Source organism: Lachnoclostridium sp. An76 (assembly GCF_002161355.1).
Lineage (GTDB): Bacteria > Bacillota > Clostridia > Lachnospirales > Lachnospiraceae > Mediterraneibacter > Mediterraneibacter caccavium.
Window position 1 is genome coordinate 225,129 of sequence record NZ_NFHL01000004.1, and the last position, 16,357, is coordinate 241,485.

At 49.4% G+C, this 16,357-nt stretch carries 19 protein-coding genes and 2 pseudogenes; 19 read left to right on the forward strand and 2 right to left on the reverse strand.

The genetic code is table 11. The annotated features are described in order from the left end of the window. Positions 1-91: 91 nt before the first annotated feature. Both B5G27_RS09595 and B5G27_RS09600 read right to left on the reverse strand, forming a co-directional pair. Positions 92-730, reverse strand: coding sequence for an HAD family hydrolase (locus tag B5G27_RS09595; protein WP_087178676.1), 639 nt, complete (start codon positions 728-730; stop codon positions 92-94). 212 nt (positions 731-942) lie between these two features. Continuing rightward, entirely contained in the window at positions 943-1,968 is a 1,026-nt protein-coding gene (locus tag B5G27_RS09600) for a LacI family DNA-binding transcriptional regulator (RefSeq protein ID WP_087178677.1), read from the reverse strand. A gap of 283 nt (positions 1,969-2,251) precedes the next feature. On the opposite strand from B5G27_RS09600, the gene B5G27_RS09605 reads away from it, so the two are divergent. The 19 genes and pseudogenes from B5G27_RS09605 to B5G27_RS09695 form a co-directional block, all read left to right on the forward strand. Next, positions 2,252-3,574 (forward strand): ABC transporter substrate-binding protein, encoded by a 1,323-nt coding sequence (locus tag B5G27_RS09605; RefSeq protein ID WP_087178678.1) that lies wholly within the window; start codon positions 2,252-2,254, stop codon positions 3,572-3,574. A gap of 4 nt (positions 3,575-3,578) precedes the next feature. Next, positions 3,579-4,478 carry a carbohydrate ABC transporter permease gene (locus B5G27_RS09610; protein ID WP_087178679.1) on the forward strand — a complete coding sequence of 300 codons (900 nt, stop codon included), beginning with the start codon at positions 3,579-3,581 and terminating at the stop codon, positions 4,476-4,478. Next, positions 4,450-5,301, forward strand: a complete 852-nt coding sequence (locus tag B5G27_RS09615) for a carbohydrate ABC transporter permease (protein ID WP_087178680.1) — start codon at positions 4,450-4,452, stop codon at positions 5,299-5,301. The genes B5G27_RS09610 and B5G27_RS09615 overlap by 29 nt, the downstream gene beginning before the upstream one ends. Positions 5,302-5,305: 4 nt before the next feature. Continuing rightward, positions 5,306-6,409 (forward strand): ABC transporter ATP-binding protein, encoded by a 1,104-nt coding sequence (locus B5G27_RS09620; protein ID WP_087178681.1) that lies wholly within the window; start codon positions 5,306-5,308, stop codon positions 6,407-6,409. 59 nt (positions 6,410-6,468) lie between these two features. Continuing rightward, positions 6,469-7,845 carry a glycoside hydrolase family 32 protein gene (locus tag B5G27_RS09625; RefSeq protein WP_087178682.1) on the forward strand — a complete coding sequence of 459 codons (1,377 nt, stop codon included), beginning with the start codon at positions 6,469-6,471 and terminating at the stop codon, positions 7,843-7,845. Continuing rightward, complete coding sequence (locus B5G27_RS09630) at positions 7,838-8,803, forward strand: carbohydrate kinase family protein (protein ID WP_087178683.1); 966 nt, start codon at positions 7,838-7,840, stop codon at positions 8,801-8,803. The genes B5G27_RS09625 and B5G27_RS09630 overlap by 8 nt, the downstream gene beginning before the upstream one ends. A gap of 200 nt (positions 8,804-9,003) precedes the next feature. Next, a complete protein-coding gene (locus B5G27_RS09635; protein ID WP_087178684.1) occupies positions 9,004-9,504 on the forward strand; it encodes a MazG family protein in 501 nt (166 codons plus the stop codon). Then, positions 9,488-10,156, forward strand: a complete 669-nt coding sequence (locus B5G27_RS09640) for a YczE/YyaS/YitT family protein (RefSeq protein ID WP_087178685.1) — start codon at positions 9,488-9,490, stop codon at positions 10,154-10,156. Before B5G27_RS09635 ends, B5G27_RS09640 begins: the two co-directional genes overlap by 17 nt. Positions 10,157-10,228: 72 nt before the next feature. Continuing rightward, positions 10,229-10,384: pseudogene (locus B5G27_RS09645) on the forward strand (DapH/DapD/GlmU-related protein); the annotation flags it as partial. 488 nt (positions 10,385-10,872) lie between these two features. After that, a complete protein-coding gene (locus B5G27_RS09650; protein WP_075672052.1) occupies positions 10,873-11,091 on the forward strand; it encodes a helix-turn-helix domain-containing protein in 219 nt (72 codons plus the stop codon). A 14-nt stretch (positions 11,092-11,105) separates the two neighbouring features. Continuing rightward, complete coding sequence (locus B5G27_RS09655; RefSeq protein ID WP_143449688.1) at positions 11,106-11,519, forward strand: DUF1788 domain-containing protein; 414 nt, start codon at positions 11,106-11,108, stop codon at positions 11,517-11,519. Between the two features lie 4 nt (positions 11,520-11,523). Beyond that, positions 11,524-11,670 carry a hypothetical protein gene (locus B5G27_RS16030; protein ID WP_162611229.1) on the forward strand — a complete coding sequence of 49 codons (147 nt, stop codon included), beginning with the start codon at positions 11,524-11,526 and terminating at the stop codon, positions 11,668-11,670. Next, positions 11,657-11,896, forward strand: coding sequence for a DUF3791 domain-containing protein (locus B5G27_RS09660; RefSeq protein ID WP_087178686.1), 240 nt, complete (start codon positions 11,657-11,659; stop codon positions 11,894-11,896). Before B5G27_RS16030 ends, B5G27_RS09660 begins: the two co-directional genes overlap by 14 nt. Then, complete coding sequence (locus B5G27_RS09665) at positions 11,893-12,363, forward strand: DUF3990 domain-containing protein (RefSeq protein ID WP_087178687.1); 471 nt, start codon at positions 11,893-11,895, stop codon at positions 12,361-12,363. The genes B5G27_RS09660 and B5G27_RS09665 overlap by 4 nt, the downstream gene beginning before the upstream one ends. After that, positions 12,360-12,620 (forward strand): DUF3791 domain-containing protein, encoded by a 261-nt coding sequence (locus tag B5G27_RS09670; protein WP_087178688.1) that lies wholly within the window; start codon positions 12,360-12,362, stop codon positions 12,618-12,620. Before B5G27_RS09665 ends, B5G27_RS09670 begins: the two co-directional genes overlap by 4 nt. Before the next feature lie 1,248 nt (positions 12,621-13,868). Continuing rightward, positions 13,869-14,165 (forward strand): hypothetical protein, encoded by a 297-nt coding sequence (locus B5G27_RS09680; RefSeq protein ID WP_087178689.1) that lies wholly within the window; start codon positions 13,869-13,871, stop codon positions 14,163-14,165. Positions 14,166-14,255: 90 nt separating this feature from the next. Continuing rightward, on the forward strand, positions 14,256-14,549 hold the full coding sequence (locus tag B5G27_RS09685) for a transposase (protein ID WP_087178690.1): 294 nt from the start codon (positions 14,256-14,258) through the stop codon (positions 14,547-14,549). Positions 14,550-14,590: 41 nt separating this feature from the next. Next, positions 14,591-15,469, forward strand: coding sequence for an IS3 family transposase (locus B5G27_RS09690; protein WP_143405290.1), 879 nt, complete (start codon positions 14,591-14,593; stop codon positions 15,467-15,469). A gap of 49 nt (positions 15,470-15,518) precedes the next feature. Next, positions 15,519-16,238, forward strand: a pseudogene (locus B5G27_RS09695) (MSCRAMM family protein); the annotation flags it as partial. Between the last annotated feature and the right edge of the window lie 119 nt (positions 16,239-16,357).

A 16,357-nucleotide genomic window follows, 5' to 3' on the forward strand; every position in this document is an offset into this window, starting at 1 on the left:
GTCTCCAAAGTCTGTCTCTAAAATCTGTCTCCAAAATCCTGATGTCAGGTGTCTTAAGAGCCCTGACGTCAGGCATCTTAAAAGCCAAATGTCAGGCCTCCAGGAGCATCCGGGCAAGTTCCGCCGGAGTCTCGGGATGATACTGCGCCGGGATATGGGAATCCTCATGCGCTCCCCATACTGCGCAGGCAAAGTCAACGCCTGCGGAGGAAGCGCATTTCCCGTCGCCTGAGCTGTCCCCGACATAGAGGATCTCACCGCTCCCGGCTCCTGTCTTCTCCATGTATTTCAGGAGCGGAGCAGGGGAGGGCTTGTGCTCCTCTGTGTCGTCCGAGCAGATCTCGACAGTAAAATAAGGGCGGATGGGGAGCGGATCCAGAACCAGATCCAGCTCTTCGTGTGTCCTGGATGTGACGATGCCAAGAGTACAGCCGGCATTTTTCAACGCTTCCAGCAGCTCGGGGATGCCCTCAAAGGGCTGCATGAGGTCGCTGTGTTTCGCCTCGTTTTCCACCCAGAGGGCGATGGTCTCTTCCGCTCTGTCCGTGATGCCGAAATATTCCATATTCCCTATGGAAGTCCGGCCGAGGACATGGCCCATCTCCTCGATCTCAGGGGAAGAGCCTGTGACGGCGAGGAGAGCCTCGCGCAGGGAATAAAGGATACAGTAGGCTGTATCGAGAAGGGTTCCGTCTACATCAAAAACGATATGCTTATACTTCTTGTTCATAGTTGAAAGTCTCCGTTCTGCCGCCTGGAAAGCGGCTTTTTTCTTTTTGCAGGCAGCAGCCCGGGCGGATATGCCGCACGGCTGTCTGCCGTATGTCAGGAAGTGCCACCCGTCGGGAAGTGCTACCTGTCGGGAAGCACCGCCTGCCCGGAGGCGTCACCTGCCGGGGAGTACCACCTGTCGGAAAGTGCCACCTGTTTGGGAAAATCCCCCTACGCCGTGGTCTCCCTCCGGATCAGCACCGGCGGGATGATCCGGTGCACGGGTCCTGTCTGCGGGGCGGGCCTGCGTTTCTTCCGTTCCTCCATCTGTTCGGAGAGAAGCTTCATTGCCTCATTCGCGATCACGCTGATCTGCTGCCCCACTGTGCTGATCGGGATGACAGCCTCCCTGGAAATAGGCGAGTTGTCAAACCCGATGATCTGGTAAGTATCGGGAAGGCTGCCGTATCTCTGGATCAGGATGTTCAGTAAGACATTGGCATGGGTATCGTTCGGCATGAAGATCCCCTTCCGTTTCCCCGGGTATTTTTGTTCAAGCTGGTCTGTCAGCGAGGAGATCCTCTCCCTGTTTTCTTCAAACGTATTCCCCAGATGGGTGAGGATCAGCTCATAGGGCAGATGGTACTCTTTGCACGTATCCACAAATCCCCGGATCCGGCCGGATGCAGGCTGGCTGTCAGGCATATCTGCGTTTACATGGATGATGATATCGCATCCGCTCTTGCGAAGGAGGCTCGCCGCCTGGACTCCGCCCATGTAATTGTCTGTGTTGACGCTGGATATAAACTGGTCTTCACGCTCGATGCCGACCACAGGCACCCCGTAGGAAGCCAGCTCTCTGGAAGGGACTGTCCCGCTCAGGATGATCATGCCTTCGATATTGTAGGCAAGCAGCTCTTCAATGTATTTCCGCTCCACATCTGCTTTTTCATTCCCGGCGAAGACAAGGAACTTGTAGCCGTAAGTCCCGTAAGTGTCAAGGATCTGGCTGAGCATTTCTGAGTAGAAGTGCATGTACAGGTTGGGGATGATGAGCCCGACGAATTCCGTCTTCCCGCTGGCAAGGATGCGGCCCACTTTGTTTTCCTTATAATCCAGTTCTGTCAGGGCGTCCGAGATCTTCTGCTGATTCTCCAGTGTGAGGGAATCCGGGGCATTAAAATAGCGGGAGATCGTTGTCTTGGAAAATCCCGTGTATGCCGCGATATCTGCGAATGTTACTTTTTTCTGTTTCATGTCTTTTTGCTCCTTTGGCTTAACGCAGACTGTGTCCTATACGATCACAGCAACTACAGTATAACAGAAAAAAGCGCGGGCAGGCAATAAAGTGACCGGTTACAAAACCGGTTTTGTGAAATCTGTACAGAAAATGCGGAGAGAAAATGGGACAAATGCTGAAACTGTATTTTTGTATTGACACTCTGCGTTCCAAGAGCTATGATCGCATTAAAAGAATCGGTTACTTAACCGGTAACGTAATCGGTTTTACAATAATTGTTTCAGAAGAGGAGGTAAAGGGATGAAGAAACGATGGCTGTGTCTGACCGGCGTGATCCTCGCCGCGGCGTGCCTTTCCGGGTGCCAGCAGAAGGATCCGGAGCCGGGAGAGGTGCCGGGCTATGACCAGGGAGAAGAGTATCTCTCGATCTGGGTGCATTCCATAGAGGATACGGAGGAAGGCCAGGCATACAGAGAATCAGTGGAGAGCTTTAACGAGGCTTATGACGGGACGTATTTCGCGGATATCGAGTTCGTGCCGAGGAATGACAGCGGAGGCGGGTATTCGGACAAGGTCAATGCGTCTGTCATGGCGGGAGGCCTGCCGGATGTGCTCACAGTGGACGGGCCGAACGTATCGGCGTACGCGTCGAACGGGATCATCCAGCCGCTTGCGGACCTGACGGAGGAAGAGGAGAGTGAATACCTGCCGTCCATCATCGAGCAGGGGACGGTCAACGGCGACCTGTATGCCCTGGGGGTGATGGAGTCCAGCGTAGGATTCTACTATAACAAGGACATTATCGAGGAGGCGGGGATCGAGATCCCGGACGCGGACGACCCGTGGACCTGGTCGGAGTTCCTGGATATCCTGGAGGAGCTGAAACCTCTGATGGATGAGAAAGACGGCTATCCCCTGGATATGACATTCCCGGTAGGGGAGACGAGCATCTATTATTATGCTCCCTTTGTCTGGTCAGGCGGGGGCGAGCTGGTAAGCGACGACGGGCTGACAGTGGACGGATATTTCAATTCAGATCAGACTGCCGCAGCGATGGAATACTTCCGCACGATCGTGGAAAATGAGTACATGTCGGAAGCGCCGATCGACCATCTTTTCGAGAGCGGAAGGGCAGCGTTTAAATTCGACGGGGCGTGGGAAGTCAATACCGTCTACACAAGTTACCCGGACATCGACCTGGGAGTCGCGCCTTACATTGTCAGCGACGACTGGGACGGAGAGGCCTATACGCCGACAGGCTCGTGGGCGTTCGCGGCGTCTTCCGAGACAGAGGATATCGAGGGAGCCACGGAGCTGGTCAAATGGATGAGCGGAGTGGACAGCGGGATCCGCATCTGGGAGATGACGAAGAATTTCCCGTCTACATATGAAGCATTTGAAAATATCGATGTGTTCCAGACAGATGAGAACTACAAGGCGCTGTACGACCAGCTGAGCAATTACGGGCATCCCAGACCGAAGACCCCGGTGTATCCGCAGGTGAGCACCAGTTTCCAGGAGGTACTGGAAAGCACGGCGCTGAGCGGAAAGGATGTACAGGAAGAGCTTGACAAGGCTGTGGAACGGATCGATCAGAAACTGGAACGTTATACGAGGGAATAAAATTATGAAGAAAAAGAATTCAATCATGGGAATGGCGTTTTTCGGGCCCGCGCTGGTGCTGCTCACCATTTTCTTATTCCTGCCGATGCTGCTTACGTTCGGATTCAGCTTTACGGATTATTTTGCGCTGAATCCTGAGCTGACACATTTCGTGGGGCTGGAAAACTACATCAATATTTTTAAGGACGAACTTTTTGTACAGTCGTTTTTGAACACCGTAAAATTTGTGATCATCATTGTGCCGCTCCAGTGCGGCGGAGCGCTGCTCCTGGCGCTGGCCATCAACAAAGCGGCGCACTGCAAGAAATATTTTAAAGTCGCGTTTTTCGTGCCGGTGGTCATGTCCCTGGCCGTTGTCTCCACACTGTGGATGCAGATCTACAGTCCGGAGGGCATCCTGAATACGCTCCTGGCGAACTTCGGGATCGACGCGCAGCCGTTTATCCACAGCGCGGACCAGGCGCTGCCGTCCATCGCCATCATGAGCGTATGGCAGGGAGTGGGTTACCAGATGATCATCTTCCTGGGCGGGCTGCAGAATATCAACCCCGCGCTCTACGAGGCGGCGGAGATGGACCATGCCAGCGCATGGCAGAAGTTTAAGGACATCACGCTCCCGGAGCTGAAGCCTCTGTGCATCTTCGTGTTCATCACAGTGACGATCGGCGCGTTCCGTATGCTGGTCCAGCCGATGGTTATGACCGGAGGCGGTCCGGACCATTCGACGTACACCCTTGTCTACGACATTTACGAGACAGGTACAGTCAACTGGGAGATGGGACTTGCGTCTACCATGGCGATCGTATTTACGGTATTTGTGGTGATCCTGACGATCATCCAGAATGTACTGACTAAGGATAAGGAGGGAAGAAAGCATGTTGACAAAAAAGCAAAAGCGAATTAACTGGATCCTGGTAGCTGTGCTGCTGGTGCTGTCCGTATTCTTCCTCTTCCCGGTGATCTGGATGCTGGCGAACTCCTTTAAGCCGGACGCGGCGATCACAGCGGATATGAATTCCATAGCGGCGTTCATCCCGCCGGCGCTGAACGGAAACTTTTTTGAAAATTATGTTTCCATCCTCACGGACACGAACTTTTTGAGATACATGGCGAACACGCTCTTTTACGCGGCGGTCCTGATCGTCCTGAGCATCGTGGTAAACGGCCTGGCGGGATATGCGCTTGCGAAGATCAAGTTCCCGTTCCGCGACCAGTGGCTTATGATCATTATCATGCTGCTCATCGTGCCGACGGAGACGGTCATTACGATCCATTTCCTGATCATCGCCAAGGCGGGGCTTTTGAATACCATTGTCGGATACATCCTGCCGCTGATCGTCAACCCGTTCAACATCTTTCTGTTCCGGCAGGTGTTCGTAAGCCTCCCGGACGATGTGTACGAAGCGGCGCAGCTGGACTTCTGCGGGCCGGTGAAATACTTCTTCACCATGGTCCTGCCAATGTCAAAGACTGTGGTCGCGACGGTCAGCGTGTTTACATTCCTGAATGTGTGGAACGATTATCTCTGGCCGTCTCTGGTATTTACATCCAGCGACCTGCTGACAGCGCAGATCGGCCTGAACTCGATCACGTCCAACGAAAATACAACGATGGGGCAGACCCTCGCGGTCATTACTCTTGTTACCATACCAGTCATCATCATCTACTCTCTGTTCTCAAAGCAGATCGTGGAAGGTGTAACATCAACAGGTTCAAAGGAAGGATAAGAAGATGAGTTTTATAGAATTTAAAAATGTATGTAAAAAATATCCGGGTTCTGATAAAAATACAGTAGACAATTTCAATCTTGAGATTGAGGAAAAAGAGTTCATCGCTTTCGTCGGTCCTTCCGGGTGCGGAAAGTCAACGACACTGCGCATGATCGCGGGCTTTGAGGAGATCACAGGGGGCGAGCTCTACATCGACGGCAAGAAGGTCAATGAGATGGCGCCCAGGGACAGAGGAATCTCCATGGTATTCCAGAATTATGCGCTGTATCCCCATATGACAGTGGAGAAGAACATCGGATACGGCCTGAAGAATATGAAAATGCCGGCGGACCAGATCAAGAAGAAAGTGGACTGGGCGATCGATATCCTTGGGCTGGAGGAATACCGTTACAGAAAGCCGAAGAACCTCTCCGGCGGGCAGCGCCAGAGAGTGGCGCTGGGGCGCGCGATCGTCAAGAACTCCAAGGTGTTCCTCATGGATGAGCCTCTGTCAAACCTTGACGCAAAGCTCCGCGTCAGTATGAGGACAGAGATCAGCAAGCTCCACAGACAGATCGGGGCGACGACCATCTATGTCACCCATGACCAGGTGGAGGCCATGACCATGGCGGACCGCATCGTTATCATGAAGGACGGCGTGATCCAGCAGGTCGGGAAGCCGATGGAGCTCTATGACCATCCGAAGAATCAGTTCGTCGCCGGATTCATCGGATCGCCGCAGATGAATTTCTTCGATGTGACCGTATCCGGGGATACCGTGAGGTTTGCCGATGGGAATACCATTACGCTCTCAGAAGGCATGGTGAAGAAATTAGGCGGGCGCCAGGGAGAAATGGTGCTCGGCATCCGCGGCGAGGACATCAAGTCAGACGCCCAGAATCTGGATCTGAACAGCGCCAACAGACTGCACGCAGTCATTTCTGACACAGAGGTCATGGGAAATGAGAATAACCTGTATTTTGAATTCGGAGGCACGCAGGCAGTGGCAAGGGTGTCAAAGTATGAGATCAGCCAGATCGGCGACAAGATCGATTTCGTATTCATGCCGTCAAAAATGCATTTCTTTGACAAAGAAACAGGAGTGAATTATACGGAAGAAGTGTAAGGACGCGCGGAAGCAGTATGAGATCACACAGAAGAAGTATGAGAACACACGGAGGCAGTATGAAGAGACAGAGACTACACTTAAAAGCGCCGGATAACTGGGTCAATGACCCGAATGGCTTTATCTACTACAAAGGATACTACCATCTGTTTTACCAGTATTTCCCCTATGGTCCCCGCTGGGGGACCATGCACTGGGGGCATGCGGTGAGCCGGGACCTGGTCACATGGGAGCACAGAGGGATCGCGCTCTATCCGACTGTGCGTGAGGACAGGAACGGATGCTTTTCAGGGAGCGCCATTGAACAAGACGGGAAGCTGTACCTCGTCTATACAGGGGTGCGCTACGAGGTGGTGAACCCGGAGGACCCGCACACATGCTTAGACGAGCAGTTCGAGTCCGCGCAGCTTATGATCACTTCAGAGGACGGATTCCATTTTGACAATGAGAATGGAAAGACGGTCATCATACCGCCGGTCACGGATAAGGAGATCGGAGACCGGACCCATACAAGGGATCCCAAGATCTGGAGAGGAACAGATGCGTGGTATCTTGTCCTGGGAAGCACGGTGGAGGAAAAGTACGGGGAATTGCTCTTCTTCCGCAGCGAGGACCTGCGCACATGGACTTATGTCAACAAAGCGTGGAAGGGACCGGAATACGGCTGGATGTGGGAATGCCCGGACTTCTTTGAGACAGAGGGCGGAGCCGTACTTATGGTATCGCCCATGGGACTGCTGAAAAACGGAGAGAAGGAAAAAAATCAGGCAGTGTGCTTCCCGGTGGGATTCGAGGAGAGCGCCTGCAGGATGGACATACCGGACGAGTATCAGTTTACGGATTACGGGATGGACCTGTATGCGCCCCAGACCACAGTGGACGCGGAAGGCAGGAGAGTGATGGAGGCATGGATCAGGATGCCGAAGCCTGCGGAAGCCGGCTGGATCGGGATGTTCTGTTCCCCGCGCGTGGTGGAGCGGAGAGGAGAGCATATTTACTTCCGCATGCATCCGAATATCCGGGCAGCCTGCTCGGAAGAGATCACGGATCCCGCTGAGGCTTCCCCGGACGGATATATGGCGGTATTTGAGCTGGAAGACGGGGAACAGGCGGACATCGGCGGGCTCCTGATCACCCGGGACGGAAACCGGATCCGCGCGGACCGGACCGCAGTGTATCCTTCCTTTGAGGGAGCACACCTGATCTCGGAAACCCCGGAGCTGAAAGACGGCTGCCGCCTGGAAGTCCTGGCGGACGACAGTCTTGTGGAGATCTATATCAATGACGGGGAATATGTGATCAGCAATGCCGTGTACGGGATCGGGAAGACGGTCAAAGTGAGCGGAGGGAAAACAGTCCGGCTGTATACGATGAAAGCAGATAAGGAAAACAACGAGGGAATGGAAGGAAAAAGCAGTGAGGAAAGCTATGAGTGACGGAAAGAAATATGATGTGACTGCCCTTGGGGAGCTTTTGATCGACTTTACGGAAAACGGCGTCAGCGGTCAGGGGAATCCTATGTTTGAAGCAAATCCGGGAGGCGCGCCGTGCAATGTGCTGGCAATGCTTGCCAGGCTGGGGTACCGGACCGCGTTTATCGGAAAAGTGGGCAGAGATTGTTTTGGAGACCAGCTCCGCAGCGCGATTGAGGAAGCGGGGATCAGCATGGAACATCTTCTGACAGACCAGGAGATCCACACCACGCTCGCAATCGTCCATACGTTTCCGGACGGTGACCGGGATTTCTCATTCTACCGGAATCCCGGGGCAGACATGATGCTTACGGAGGATGAGATCCCGGAGGATACGATCCGGAACTCCCGGATCTTTCACTTCGGGACGCTGTCCATGACACATGAGGGAGTGCGCGCGGCTACGAGAAAGGCTGTGCATATCGCAGAGCAGTCCGGGTGCATCCTCTCCTTTGACCCCAATCTGCGCCCTCCCCTCTGGAACAGTCTGGAGGAGGCGAAGGAACAGACCCTCTGGGGGCTGGAACACTGCCACATCCTGAAGATCTCAGATAACGAGATCACATGGCTGACCGGGAAAGAGGACTATACAGAAGGCGCGCGGTGGATCTACAGCAGATATCATATCCCGCTTATCCTTGTGTCAATGGGGAAGGAGGGCAGCAGGGCGTATTACGGCGATATCATGGCTGAGGCAGCGCCCTTCCTGCGCGCAGATACAGTGGAGACGACCGGCGCGGGAGATACCTTCTGCGGATGCATGCTCAGCGGCGTCTTGGAGAAAGGTCTGGAAGGACTTACGCAGGAAAATCTGAGAGAAATGCTGACCTTTGCAAACAGCGCTGCTTCAGTCATAACGACAAGGCGGGGAGCGCTGAAAGTGATGCCGGACAGAGATGAGATCGAGCAGAATAAGAGATAAACAGCGGACGGTATAAGAGAAAAAGTGCCGTTCTTGCGCCTCTCTTCAAAGCGTAGTACAATGGAAACGGATTTATTCACAGATTCACGTCATATCGTGAAAAGAGTTCGTCTCCGAGGGACTGCCTTTGTAAGAGAGGCATTTTTTATGGGATCAAAGCTGCTGTCAGATATACAGCGGATGGAAAGGAAAGAAGTAATATGACAAAGTTTGAAGAATTTGAACATATCATCGAAAAACTCCGCGCCCCGGACGGCTGTCCGTGGGACCGCGAGCAGACCCACGCCAGCCTGAAGAAACCGTGCATCGAGGAGGCGGCGGAGGTCGTCTGCGGGATCAATATCCTGGAGCAGACGGGAGACCCGGATAATCTGAAGGAAGAACTGGGGGACCTTCTCCTCCAGGTGGTGATGCACGCGCGCATCGCGGAGGAGGAAGGCTATTTTACCATGGACGATGTGATCCAGGGGATCATTGACAAAATGGTGCGGCGGCATCCGCATGTGTTCGGGGACGCTGTGGCTGACGATTCCGGCGCGGTGCTGAAGAAGTGGGATGAGATCAAGAAGCAGGAGAAGGCCGGGAAAGAGTGGACGGAAGCCTATCTGCCCGCGGCGTTTGAGGAGGCGAAGGAGCTGATCGACGCGGCGGCGGAGAGGAAAGGCTTCGGGAAAATAGAAAGGAATGGTCAAAGTGAATAAGACAAAAGAAAACAGGACAGCAGTATATGTTTTGAGACGGTATCTGCTCCTCTGCGCCGGACTTGCCATTATGGCGTTCGGCGTTGCTTTTTCTATCAAGGCAAGTCTGGGCACATCGCCGATCTCCAGCGTGCCGTATGTGGTCAGCCTGTTTGCCCCGCTGACGGTGGGGACAGCTACCATTGTAATGCACTGTGTATTCATCCTGCTGCAGATCCTCATCCTGAGGAGACAGCACCATCCGATCCAGCTCATGCAGCTCCCGGTGGCGGTCTTCTTCGGATACCTGACGGATTTCGGCGTGTGGGCGGTGCGCGTGATCCGGTGCGATACATACTGGCAGCAGTGGATCGTCTGTCTGATCGGTATCCTCCTGGTAGCTGCGGGCGTCAGTCTGGAAGTGAAAGCGGGGGTCGTGGTGCTGGCAGGAGAGGGCGTTGTCCTCGCCATCTGCAAAGTGCTTCCGGTGAAATTCGGATACATGAAAGTTGGTTTTGACGTGACCCTTGTGGTCACTGCGTGTATCCTGTCCCTTGTCTTTACCGGGCGTCTCCAGGGCGTGCGGGAAGGGACTGTGGCAGCGGCTCTTATGGTGGGGCTGATCGCGAAGCAGTTTGGGAAAGTGCTGGCGAAGTGGGAGTTGGAGAAATAGGGGAGTGAATTGACCCATGCGATCCAGCTGATCCGCCCGTTTCTCTTTTTTACAGGATAAGAGTAAGATATAAATAATGTATGGATAGGCGGCGGGGTAATTATTATGCCGGGGGTTACCATTGGGGATAATGTGGTAATCGGCGCGGGCAGTATTGTGACAAAAGATCTTCCGAGTAATGTGGTCGCTTATGGAAATCCATGCCGGGTGATACGGGAAAATCAATAAATTGTAGGGAATGGGAATTCATTTCTTGACATTTATAAAAAGCAGGTACAGAGTTGGTCAGACAAAAATAATGCGACCAACTCAGGGAAAATTTACGGCCATTACTGGCACCAGGGAGTTTTTCAAATTGGGTAAACACTGTTTCCACAATTTCATCCTAGGAATACACAACATAAAAAGGACGCATGAGTTTCAGGTTTTTCCGCGGAATAGTATAATGAAGGTATTACAAAAAGAATATCAGGGCAGTTTTGTTCTGTGTTATCAGAGCTCATAAAACCTCATATACAAGGGTTTATGGGCTCTAACGTTCTGCCTTGGAGCGTCAAAAAGTGGAGTGAGATATATTGTGTGTAATTTAAAAATGCGATATTTCGGAATTTAATTTCGGATTTTGATATATTAGATTGTTCAGAACGCATTCCTGTGATATGATGATAAATACAATGTGAACAGAAAGTTTAAATAAATAAGACTGAGGTGAAGAAATGGCAATTAGTTACAAGAAACTGTGGAAATTGCTGATTGATAAAGACATGATGAAAAAAGATTTGCGTGCAATGACAGGTGTCAGTACGACAACAATGTCTCGATTATCTAAAGATGAAAATGTGAGTACAGAAATTTTATCAAAGATTTGTTCTGCTTTGAGCTGCGATGTTGGAGATATCATGGAGTTCGTTCCAGATAAAAAAGAGGAACAGTAAGGAGATACGGCATTATGGATCATTCTTATCCTTATATTGCGTCTCTGACCAGAGAGCTGTTTCTTTTCTACGAAATGCGTTCCACCGCAAAGCTAATGGCAGAAGGAAATTCAGATATGGAAAAAGCTGACGTAAGTGCTTATCTTCTGGAACAGCTGAACTCCGCAATCGGCAATGGAGAGTTCATTGATAAAATTCAGTACGAGCCGCACGAACCAGGCGATGTACTGATGCTGACGGGGGTAGGTGAGGTGTTTCCGTTTATGAGAATCCATACGTTACTGGAAGCCTTGCAACCGTATTTTTCGGATGTTCCGATTTTGGTTATGTATCCGGGGGAGTTTGATGGTCGTCATGTAAAACTATTCAATCGTCTGACACCAAGTGATTATTACCGGGCATTCAATGTGATCGATCAAGGGAGATAAAGCCATGATGATTCGAGAAATGTTTGCGGATGACATTAATCGCAAGCAAAAGGCATTTGAGAATGCAATGGCTGCAATTATTCTTGGAATAATGATGTATGTGGTTGCTGTGCTATTAAGAAAAGGAGGATTTGTAGATTATGACGGATGAAAAAATCAAAAATTCCAGTGAACTGGAGTTTGCTGTTTTTTGCATTGAAAATGTAGCGGCAAAGCTGGGTGTGGATGCAGAGCGTGTTTATCAGGCATTTACTGAACAGAGTGACATTCTGAACGGATATATCGTGCCAGAATATGAAATGCTGCATACCCAGAGCCGGGAATATATCGTTGACGATCTTGTTGATGTGATGAAAGAGAGGGGTGTGGAAGTATGATTCTATATCATGGTTCTTTCTTAGAGATCGCAAAGCCGGATTTGATTCATTCCCGTCCTAATGTGGACTTCGGGCGTGGCTTCTATGTTACGCCGTTGTATGAACAGGCAGCGAAGTGGTGCGGCAAGTTCAAACGCCGTGGAAAAGACGGTATCATTTCACGGTATGAATACGATGAAAGCCGGGAAGCTGAACTGAAAACGCTGAAATTTGATTCTTATTCCGAAAAATGGCTGGATTTTATTCTGGATTGTCGCAGCGGAAAAGATCCGACAGATTACGACCTTGTTGTGGGCGGTGTTGCAAATGATAAGGTGTTTAATACGGTAGAGCTGTTCTTTGATGGGCTGATTGATAAGACGGAAGCCATCAACCGCCTGCGTTATGAAAAGCCGAACCTGCAAATATGTTTCCGCACAGAGAAAGCGTTGTCTCTGCTGCATTTTGAAGGGAGTGAAACACTATGACAGCGAACCCGATTTTGCTTCAGAAAAAATACAGCCGTGTTATTGAGTGCTTTGCCAAACAGCAGGGACTTTCACTGGATGCGGCATTGGGTTTCTTTTATCATTCCCAGGTCTATCAGTTAATGCGTGACGGTGTTTCTGATATGCACTGTATGAGCGATGCGTATCTGACAGAAGAACTGGAACAGGAATATGCCGAGAAAAATGCCGGATACCAAGGAAGGAAAGAAAGTGACTTATGGATACAGACAAAGTAATACAAGACTTGAACCGCAGATTTGCCGCATCTCTGCCGGAGTTTTATCAACGTCGGATCATCTTCTGATTGGATGGATGAGATGGGGCTTGCATCGAATCCGGCCATGCGGAAGCAGGTCAAGAATTATCGTGCTTTTTTAATGCGAAAGACCGTCGTTTGAAGGTTAGCATACAGAATAAAGTTCCAGCAACCCCCTGGCACAGCTGCACATGGCTGTCATGGCGGCAATCTGCGGATTAAGGGCTGCTATTTTCAAGAAGTCACACGGATAGAGAAATGAACTTTCCATCCCCATCACAGGTCTGGGGACGGTTGATTTTCCATGTTTTCAAGGTATTTGTTCGTGACATCTGCCAGTAAAGAATACGAGAGCTCAGGATTTTTGAAAGGGCCACTATTCGTGGAATAGCAGATTATTTGTTGTTTGGTACTATCCCAGACAAAGATGATCGGGATTATGGATGTTTACAATCACGTTACGGATCGGGAATGGATTGACAAGGAGATTGTCAAACTGGATGAAGTTCAGGTCATGTAAAGGAAATCTGCCATGCACCTCACGAACCGCGTTCCTTCAGTCAGGGCTGTCGCCGTATAGGTTCCAAACCGAGCATGATTTTCCGTGAGCAAGCTCCTGAAAGGCAACCCGATTTTGTCTCTGCATGGCTTGTAGCTTGCGCGGAAATGGTGTAAAAATGGTGTAGTAAGTCATTTATGAAGCAAATTAAAAAATCGTAACTCCTTAGAAAGCGCGTAAAATCAAGCTTTTTTCGGACCTCCTAAAAAATCTTAAAAAATTAGCACTCACCTCTTGGCTCGTTTGGGGTGGTTTTGTCCTGTGGCGTCAGAGCCCGTAAAGCCTTATTTTACAAGGTTTTTACGGGTTCTTATTTTTTGTCTGAGAGCGTCAAAAATCGTCATTTTTTGCGAAAATGGTGTAGTAAATGGTGTAGTAAAATGGCCGGGGGAGATGTAGAGAGGGGTGGAAATAATCGATAGCGAAAAGCATCAAAATTTGATAAAATTAATCATATCATTGTGATTAATAAAGAAACTTCTTATTTGCATAGGGAATGAGCATATTAAGCAGTTTTATTGAAGTTTGGAACTTAGACCAAATTCATTTATTAATTATAGCGGTTGGGGTTAAAGTAAGAAATGAAAGAACAGTTCCATTTCGAGAGTGGATAGTCAGATTAAGAAAACTTACTTCCTTGATCCGTTGGATATGGAGAGAGGGTGAAAAATGAACTTTTTGTATTTTGAAGATGATGAGTTAGATGATCTGTATTCAGCAATTAATAGACTACAAATCTGTTTCCACCCAGTTTATGCTCCGGAAGGGAAATTTACTGTTAAAACATCTTTTGAGTTACAATCGGGTGATAAAGATATTATTATTATTGCTGACAAGAATTTTGTATCTCCTATTTGTGAGATCTCAAAAAAAGGCACATTAAGTGATAAATATCGTTTGCAAAAGGTGGCTCTTTTTGTTACTTGGGCAAAGTATCTAAATGCCAGATTGACTTGTGGGATTTAGTGGTAGTATAAAAATAGTACAAAGTAAAGATGCCATGCAGACCTAAATCATGTATGATAAGAGAGATGATAAAAAGGAGGCAGTACAGGCATGGCAAAGGGTAGCAGATACGATCAACAGTTTAAGGAGAATGCAGTCAGGTATCGTTTGGAACATCCAGAACTCTCACTTCAGAAGGCAGCTGAGAATCTGGGAATCAGTGATTCCGCTCTCAAGACGTGGCTACGAGCGGCCAGAGAGAACGAAGGGAGCGTACCAACACGGGGATCCGGGAATTATTCCAGTGATGAGGCGAAAGAGATCGCACGTCTCCAGCGTGAACTAAGGGATACAAAGGATGCGCTTGAAATTCTAAAAAAAGCCATCAGTATCCTGGGAAAATGACAGAGGCTGTCTATACTGCCACAGCGGAGTATATTGTGGAAATGGAGCAGCGTCCGGTGAAGCACCACGTCTCTGTCAGCGGGGTACTGAAACATCTTGGTGTTTCACGATCCGGTTATAATGCTTGGAAAAAAAGAGTCCCTTCTGCCACGGAAAAACACCGTGGGGAGATCAAACAGAAAATCCGAAAAATCTATGAAGATTCCCACCAGAACTATGGAGCCCCTAAGATCACAAGGGAATTGTGGAAAACCGGTGAAAAAATCGCAGTGAAAACTGTGGCGAATTACATGCGTCAGATGGGAATCAAAGCCCAATGGGTAAAGCCATATGTACAAACAACCATAGATTCTGATTTCAGTTCGAAACTGCATAACATTCTGAATGAACAGTTCAATCCCGCTCAGCCGGATGCTGTATGGGTGTCGGATATCACTTATATCTGGACGTTTGACGGCTTTGTATACTTAACCAGCATTATGGATCTGTATTCCCGGAAAATCATCGCATGGGTCTTGGGCGAAACACTGGAAGCATCCCATGTGGTGGAATGTATCGAGAAAGCAAAGAAAATCCGCAGAATAGCACATCCGCTTATCATACATACAGACCGTGGCTGCCAGTATGTATCGGATGCATTCCGTAAAGCAACAGAGGGGATGGTAAACAGCTATTCAAAAAAAGCATATCCATGGGACAATGCGTGTATTGAATCGTTCCATGCATTACTGAAAAGGGAGTGGATCAACCGTTTTAAAATTTTTAATTACCGGCATGCATATAAGCTGGTATTCGAATATATAGAAACATTTTATAACACAGTGAGGACACACAGCCATTGTGGATATCTTTCGCCAGATCAGTATGAAAAAGAATACTATGCAGCGTTAGATGAAAGAGCTGAAGCTTTAGCAGGGTAACTCAACATTAAAAGGGCATATTTAATTTGTACTTTTTCTTGACATAGGACCAGTCCATGCTTCTGAAACGCAATACTGGACAGAAAGTGCGGAGCGAGCAGGCTATATCGAAAAGGTTATGAATGATGGTTCTATCGGTTCGACCTTTAATGAGGGCATTATGAAAGTTGAGGGCGAAACTGCCTACTGCGTGGACATCAACACCAATTTCAAGAACGGCTACAAGACCAGAGCCGACGCAAGCACACGCATGAGTACCGACCAGATTTCCGACGTTGCCCTCTCTCTGGAATACGTCAAGCAGTACGCACAGAGCCACAGCGAGCTGAATTATAAACAGGTCTATCTTCTTGAACAGTGCGTCGTATGGCAGAGATTGAGCGTTCATCTTGGCTGGCAATGCGATAACGTCAGAGCTTCCTATGATGAAATCTCAAAAGCCGTACAGGACGAGGTTTACACTGGGGCGAAAGCCTTTGCCAGCGAGAACAAGGGACGCTATGAATGTGGCGGTTACATCTACTCTGGCGAGGGACAGGACATTGGACAGTTCTGGGAGAAACTTGCCGTAGGGAACGCTACCCTTAAAAAGACTTGCAGTAATACCAGCATTACCGACGGGAACGGGCTTTACTCTATCGCTGGTGCGACTTATGGTGTCTATTCTGATAAGGATTGTACGAAACAGCTTACCACCCTTACGACTGATAACAGCGGAAATACTGATATCGTGGAAGTAAAGGTTGGCACAGTCTACATCAAAGAGCTTTGAGGCTTATAAAAGAGTGAAAGCAAACAAAGGCAGTGCTGGTATAGATGGCATGGGTTTTGAGAAATTTGAAGAAAGACTGAATAATAATCTTTATAAAATCTGGAACCGGATGAGTT

Coding starts and splice junctions, on each gene's coding strand:
- B5G27_RS09615 (WP_087178680.1), top strand. CDS start 4,450: ATGTTGACAAAAAAGCAAAAGCGAATTAACTGGATCCTGGTAGCTGTG.
- B5G27_RS09625 (WP_087178682.1), top strand. CDS start 6,469: ATGAAGAGACAGAGACTACACTTAAAAGCGCCGGATAACTGGGTCAAT.
- B5G27_RS09635 (WP_087178684.1), top strand. CDS start 9,004: ATGACAAAGTTTGAAGAATTTGAACATATCATCGAAAAACTCCGCGCC.
- B5G27_RS09650 (WP_075672052.1), top strand. CDS start 10,873: ATGGCAATTAGTTACAAGAAACTGTGGAAATTGCTGATTGATAAAGAC.
- B5G27_RS09680 (WP_087178689.1), top strand. CDS start 13,869: ATGAACTTTTTGTATTTTGAAGATGATGAGTTAGATGATCTGTATTCA.
- B5G27_RS09655 (WP_143449688.1), top strand. CDS start 11,106: ATGGATCATTCTTATCCTTATATTGCGTCTCTGACCAGAGAGCTGTTT.
- B5G27_RS09600 (WP_087178677.1), bottom strand. CDS start 1,968: ATGAAACAGAAAAAAGTAACATTCGCAGATATCGCGGCATACACGGGA.
- B5G27_RS09670 (WP_087178688.1), top strand. CDS start 12,360: ATGACAGCGAACCCGATTTTGCTTCAGAAAAAATACAGCCGTGTTATT.
- B5G27_RS09640 (WP_087178685.1), top strand. CDS start 9,488: ATGGTCAAAGTGAATAAGACAAAAGAAAACAGGACAGCAGTATATGTT.
- B5G27_RS09685 (WP_087178690.1), top strand. CDS start 14,256: ATGGCAAAGGGTAGCAGATACGATCAACAGTTTAAGGAGAATGCAGTC.
- B5G27_RS09620 (WP_087178681.1), top strand. CDS start 5,306: ATGAGTTTTATAGAATTTAAAAATGTATGTAAAAAATATCCGGGTTCT.
- B5G27_RS16030 (WP_162611229.1), top strand. CDS start 11,524: ATGATGATTCGAGAAATGTTTGCGGATGACATTAATCGCAAGCAAAAG.
- B5G27_RS09595 (WP_087178676.1), bottom strand. CDS start 730: ATGAACAAGAAGTATAAGCATATCGTTTTTGATGTAGACGGAACCCTT.
- B5G27_RS09665 (WP_087178687.1), top strand. CDS start 11,893: ATGATTCTATATCATGGTTCTTTCTTAGAGATCGCAAAGCCGGATTTG.
- B5G27_RS09690 (WP_143405290.1), top strand. CDS start 14,591: ATGGAGCAGCGTCCGGTGAAGCACCACGTCTCTGTCAGCGGGGTACTG.
- B5G27_RS09610 (WP_087178679.1), top strand. CDS start 3,579: ATGAAGAAAAAGAATTCAATCATGGGAATGGCGTTTTTCGGGCCCGCG.
- B5G27_RS09605 (WP_087178678.1), top strand. CDS start 2,252: ATGAAGAAACGATGGCTGTGTCTGACCGGCGTGATCCTCGCCGCGGCG.
- B5G27_RS09630 (WP_087178683.1), top strand. CDS start 7,838: ATGAGTGACGGAAAGAAATATGATGTGACTGCCCTTGGGGAGCTTTTG.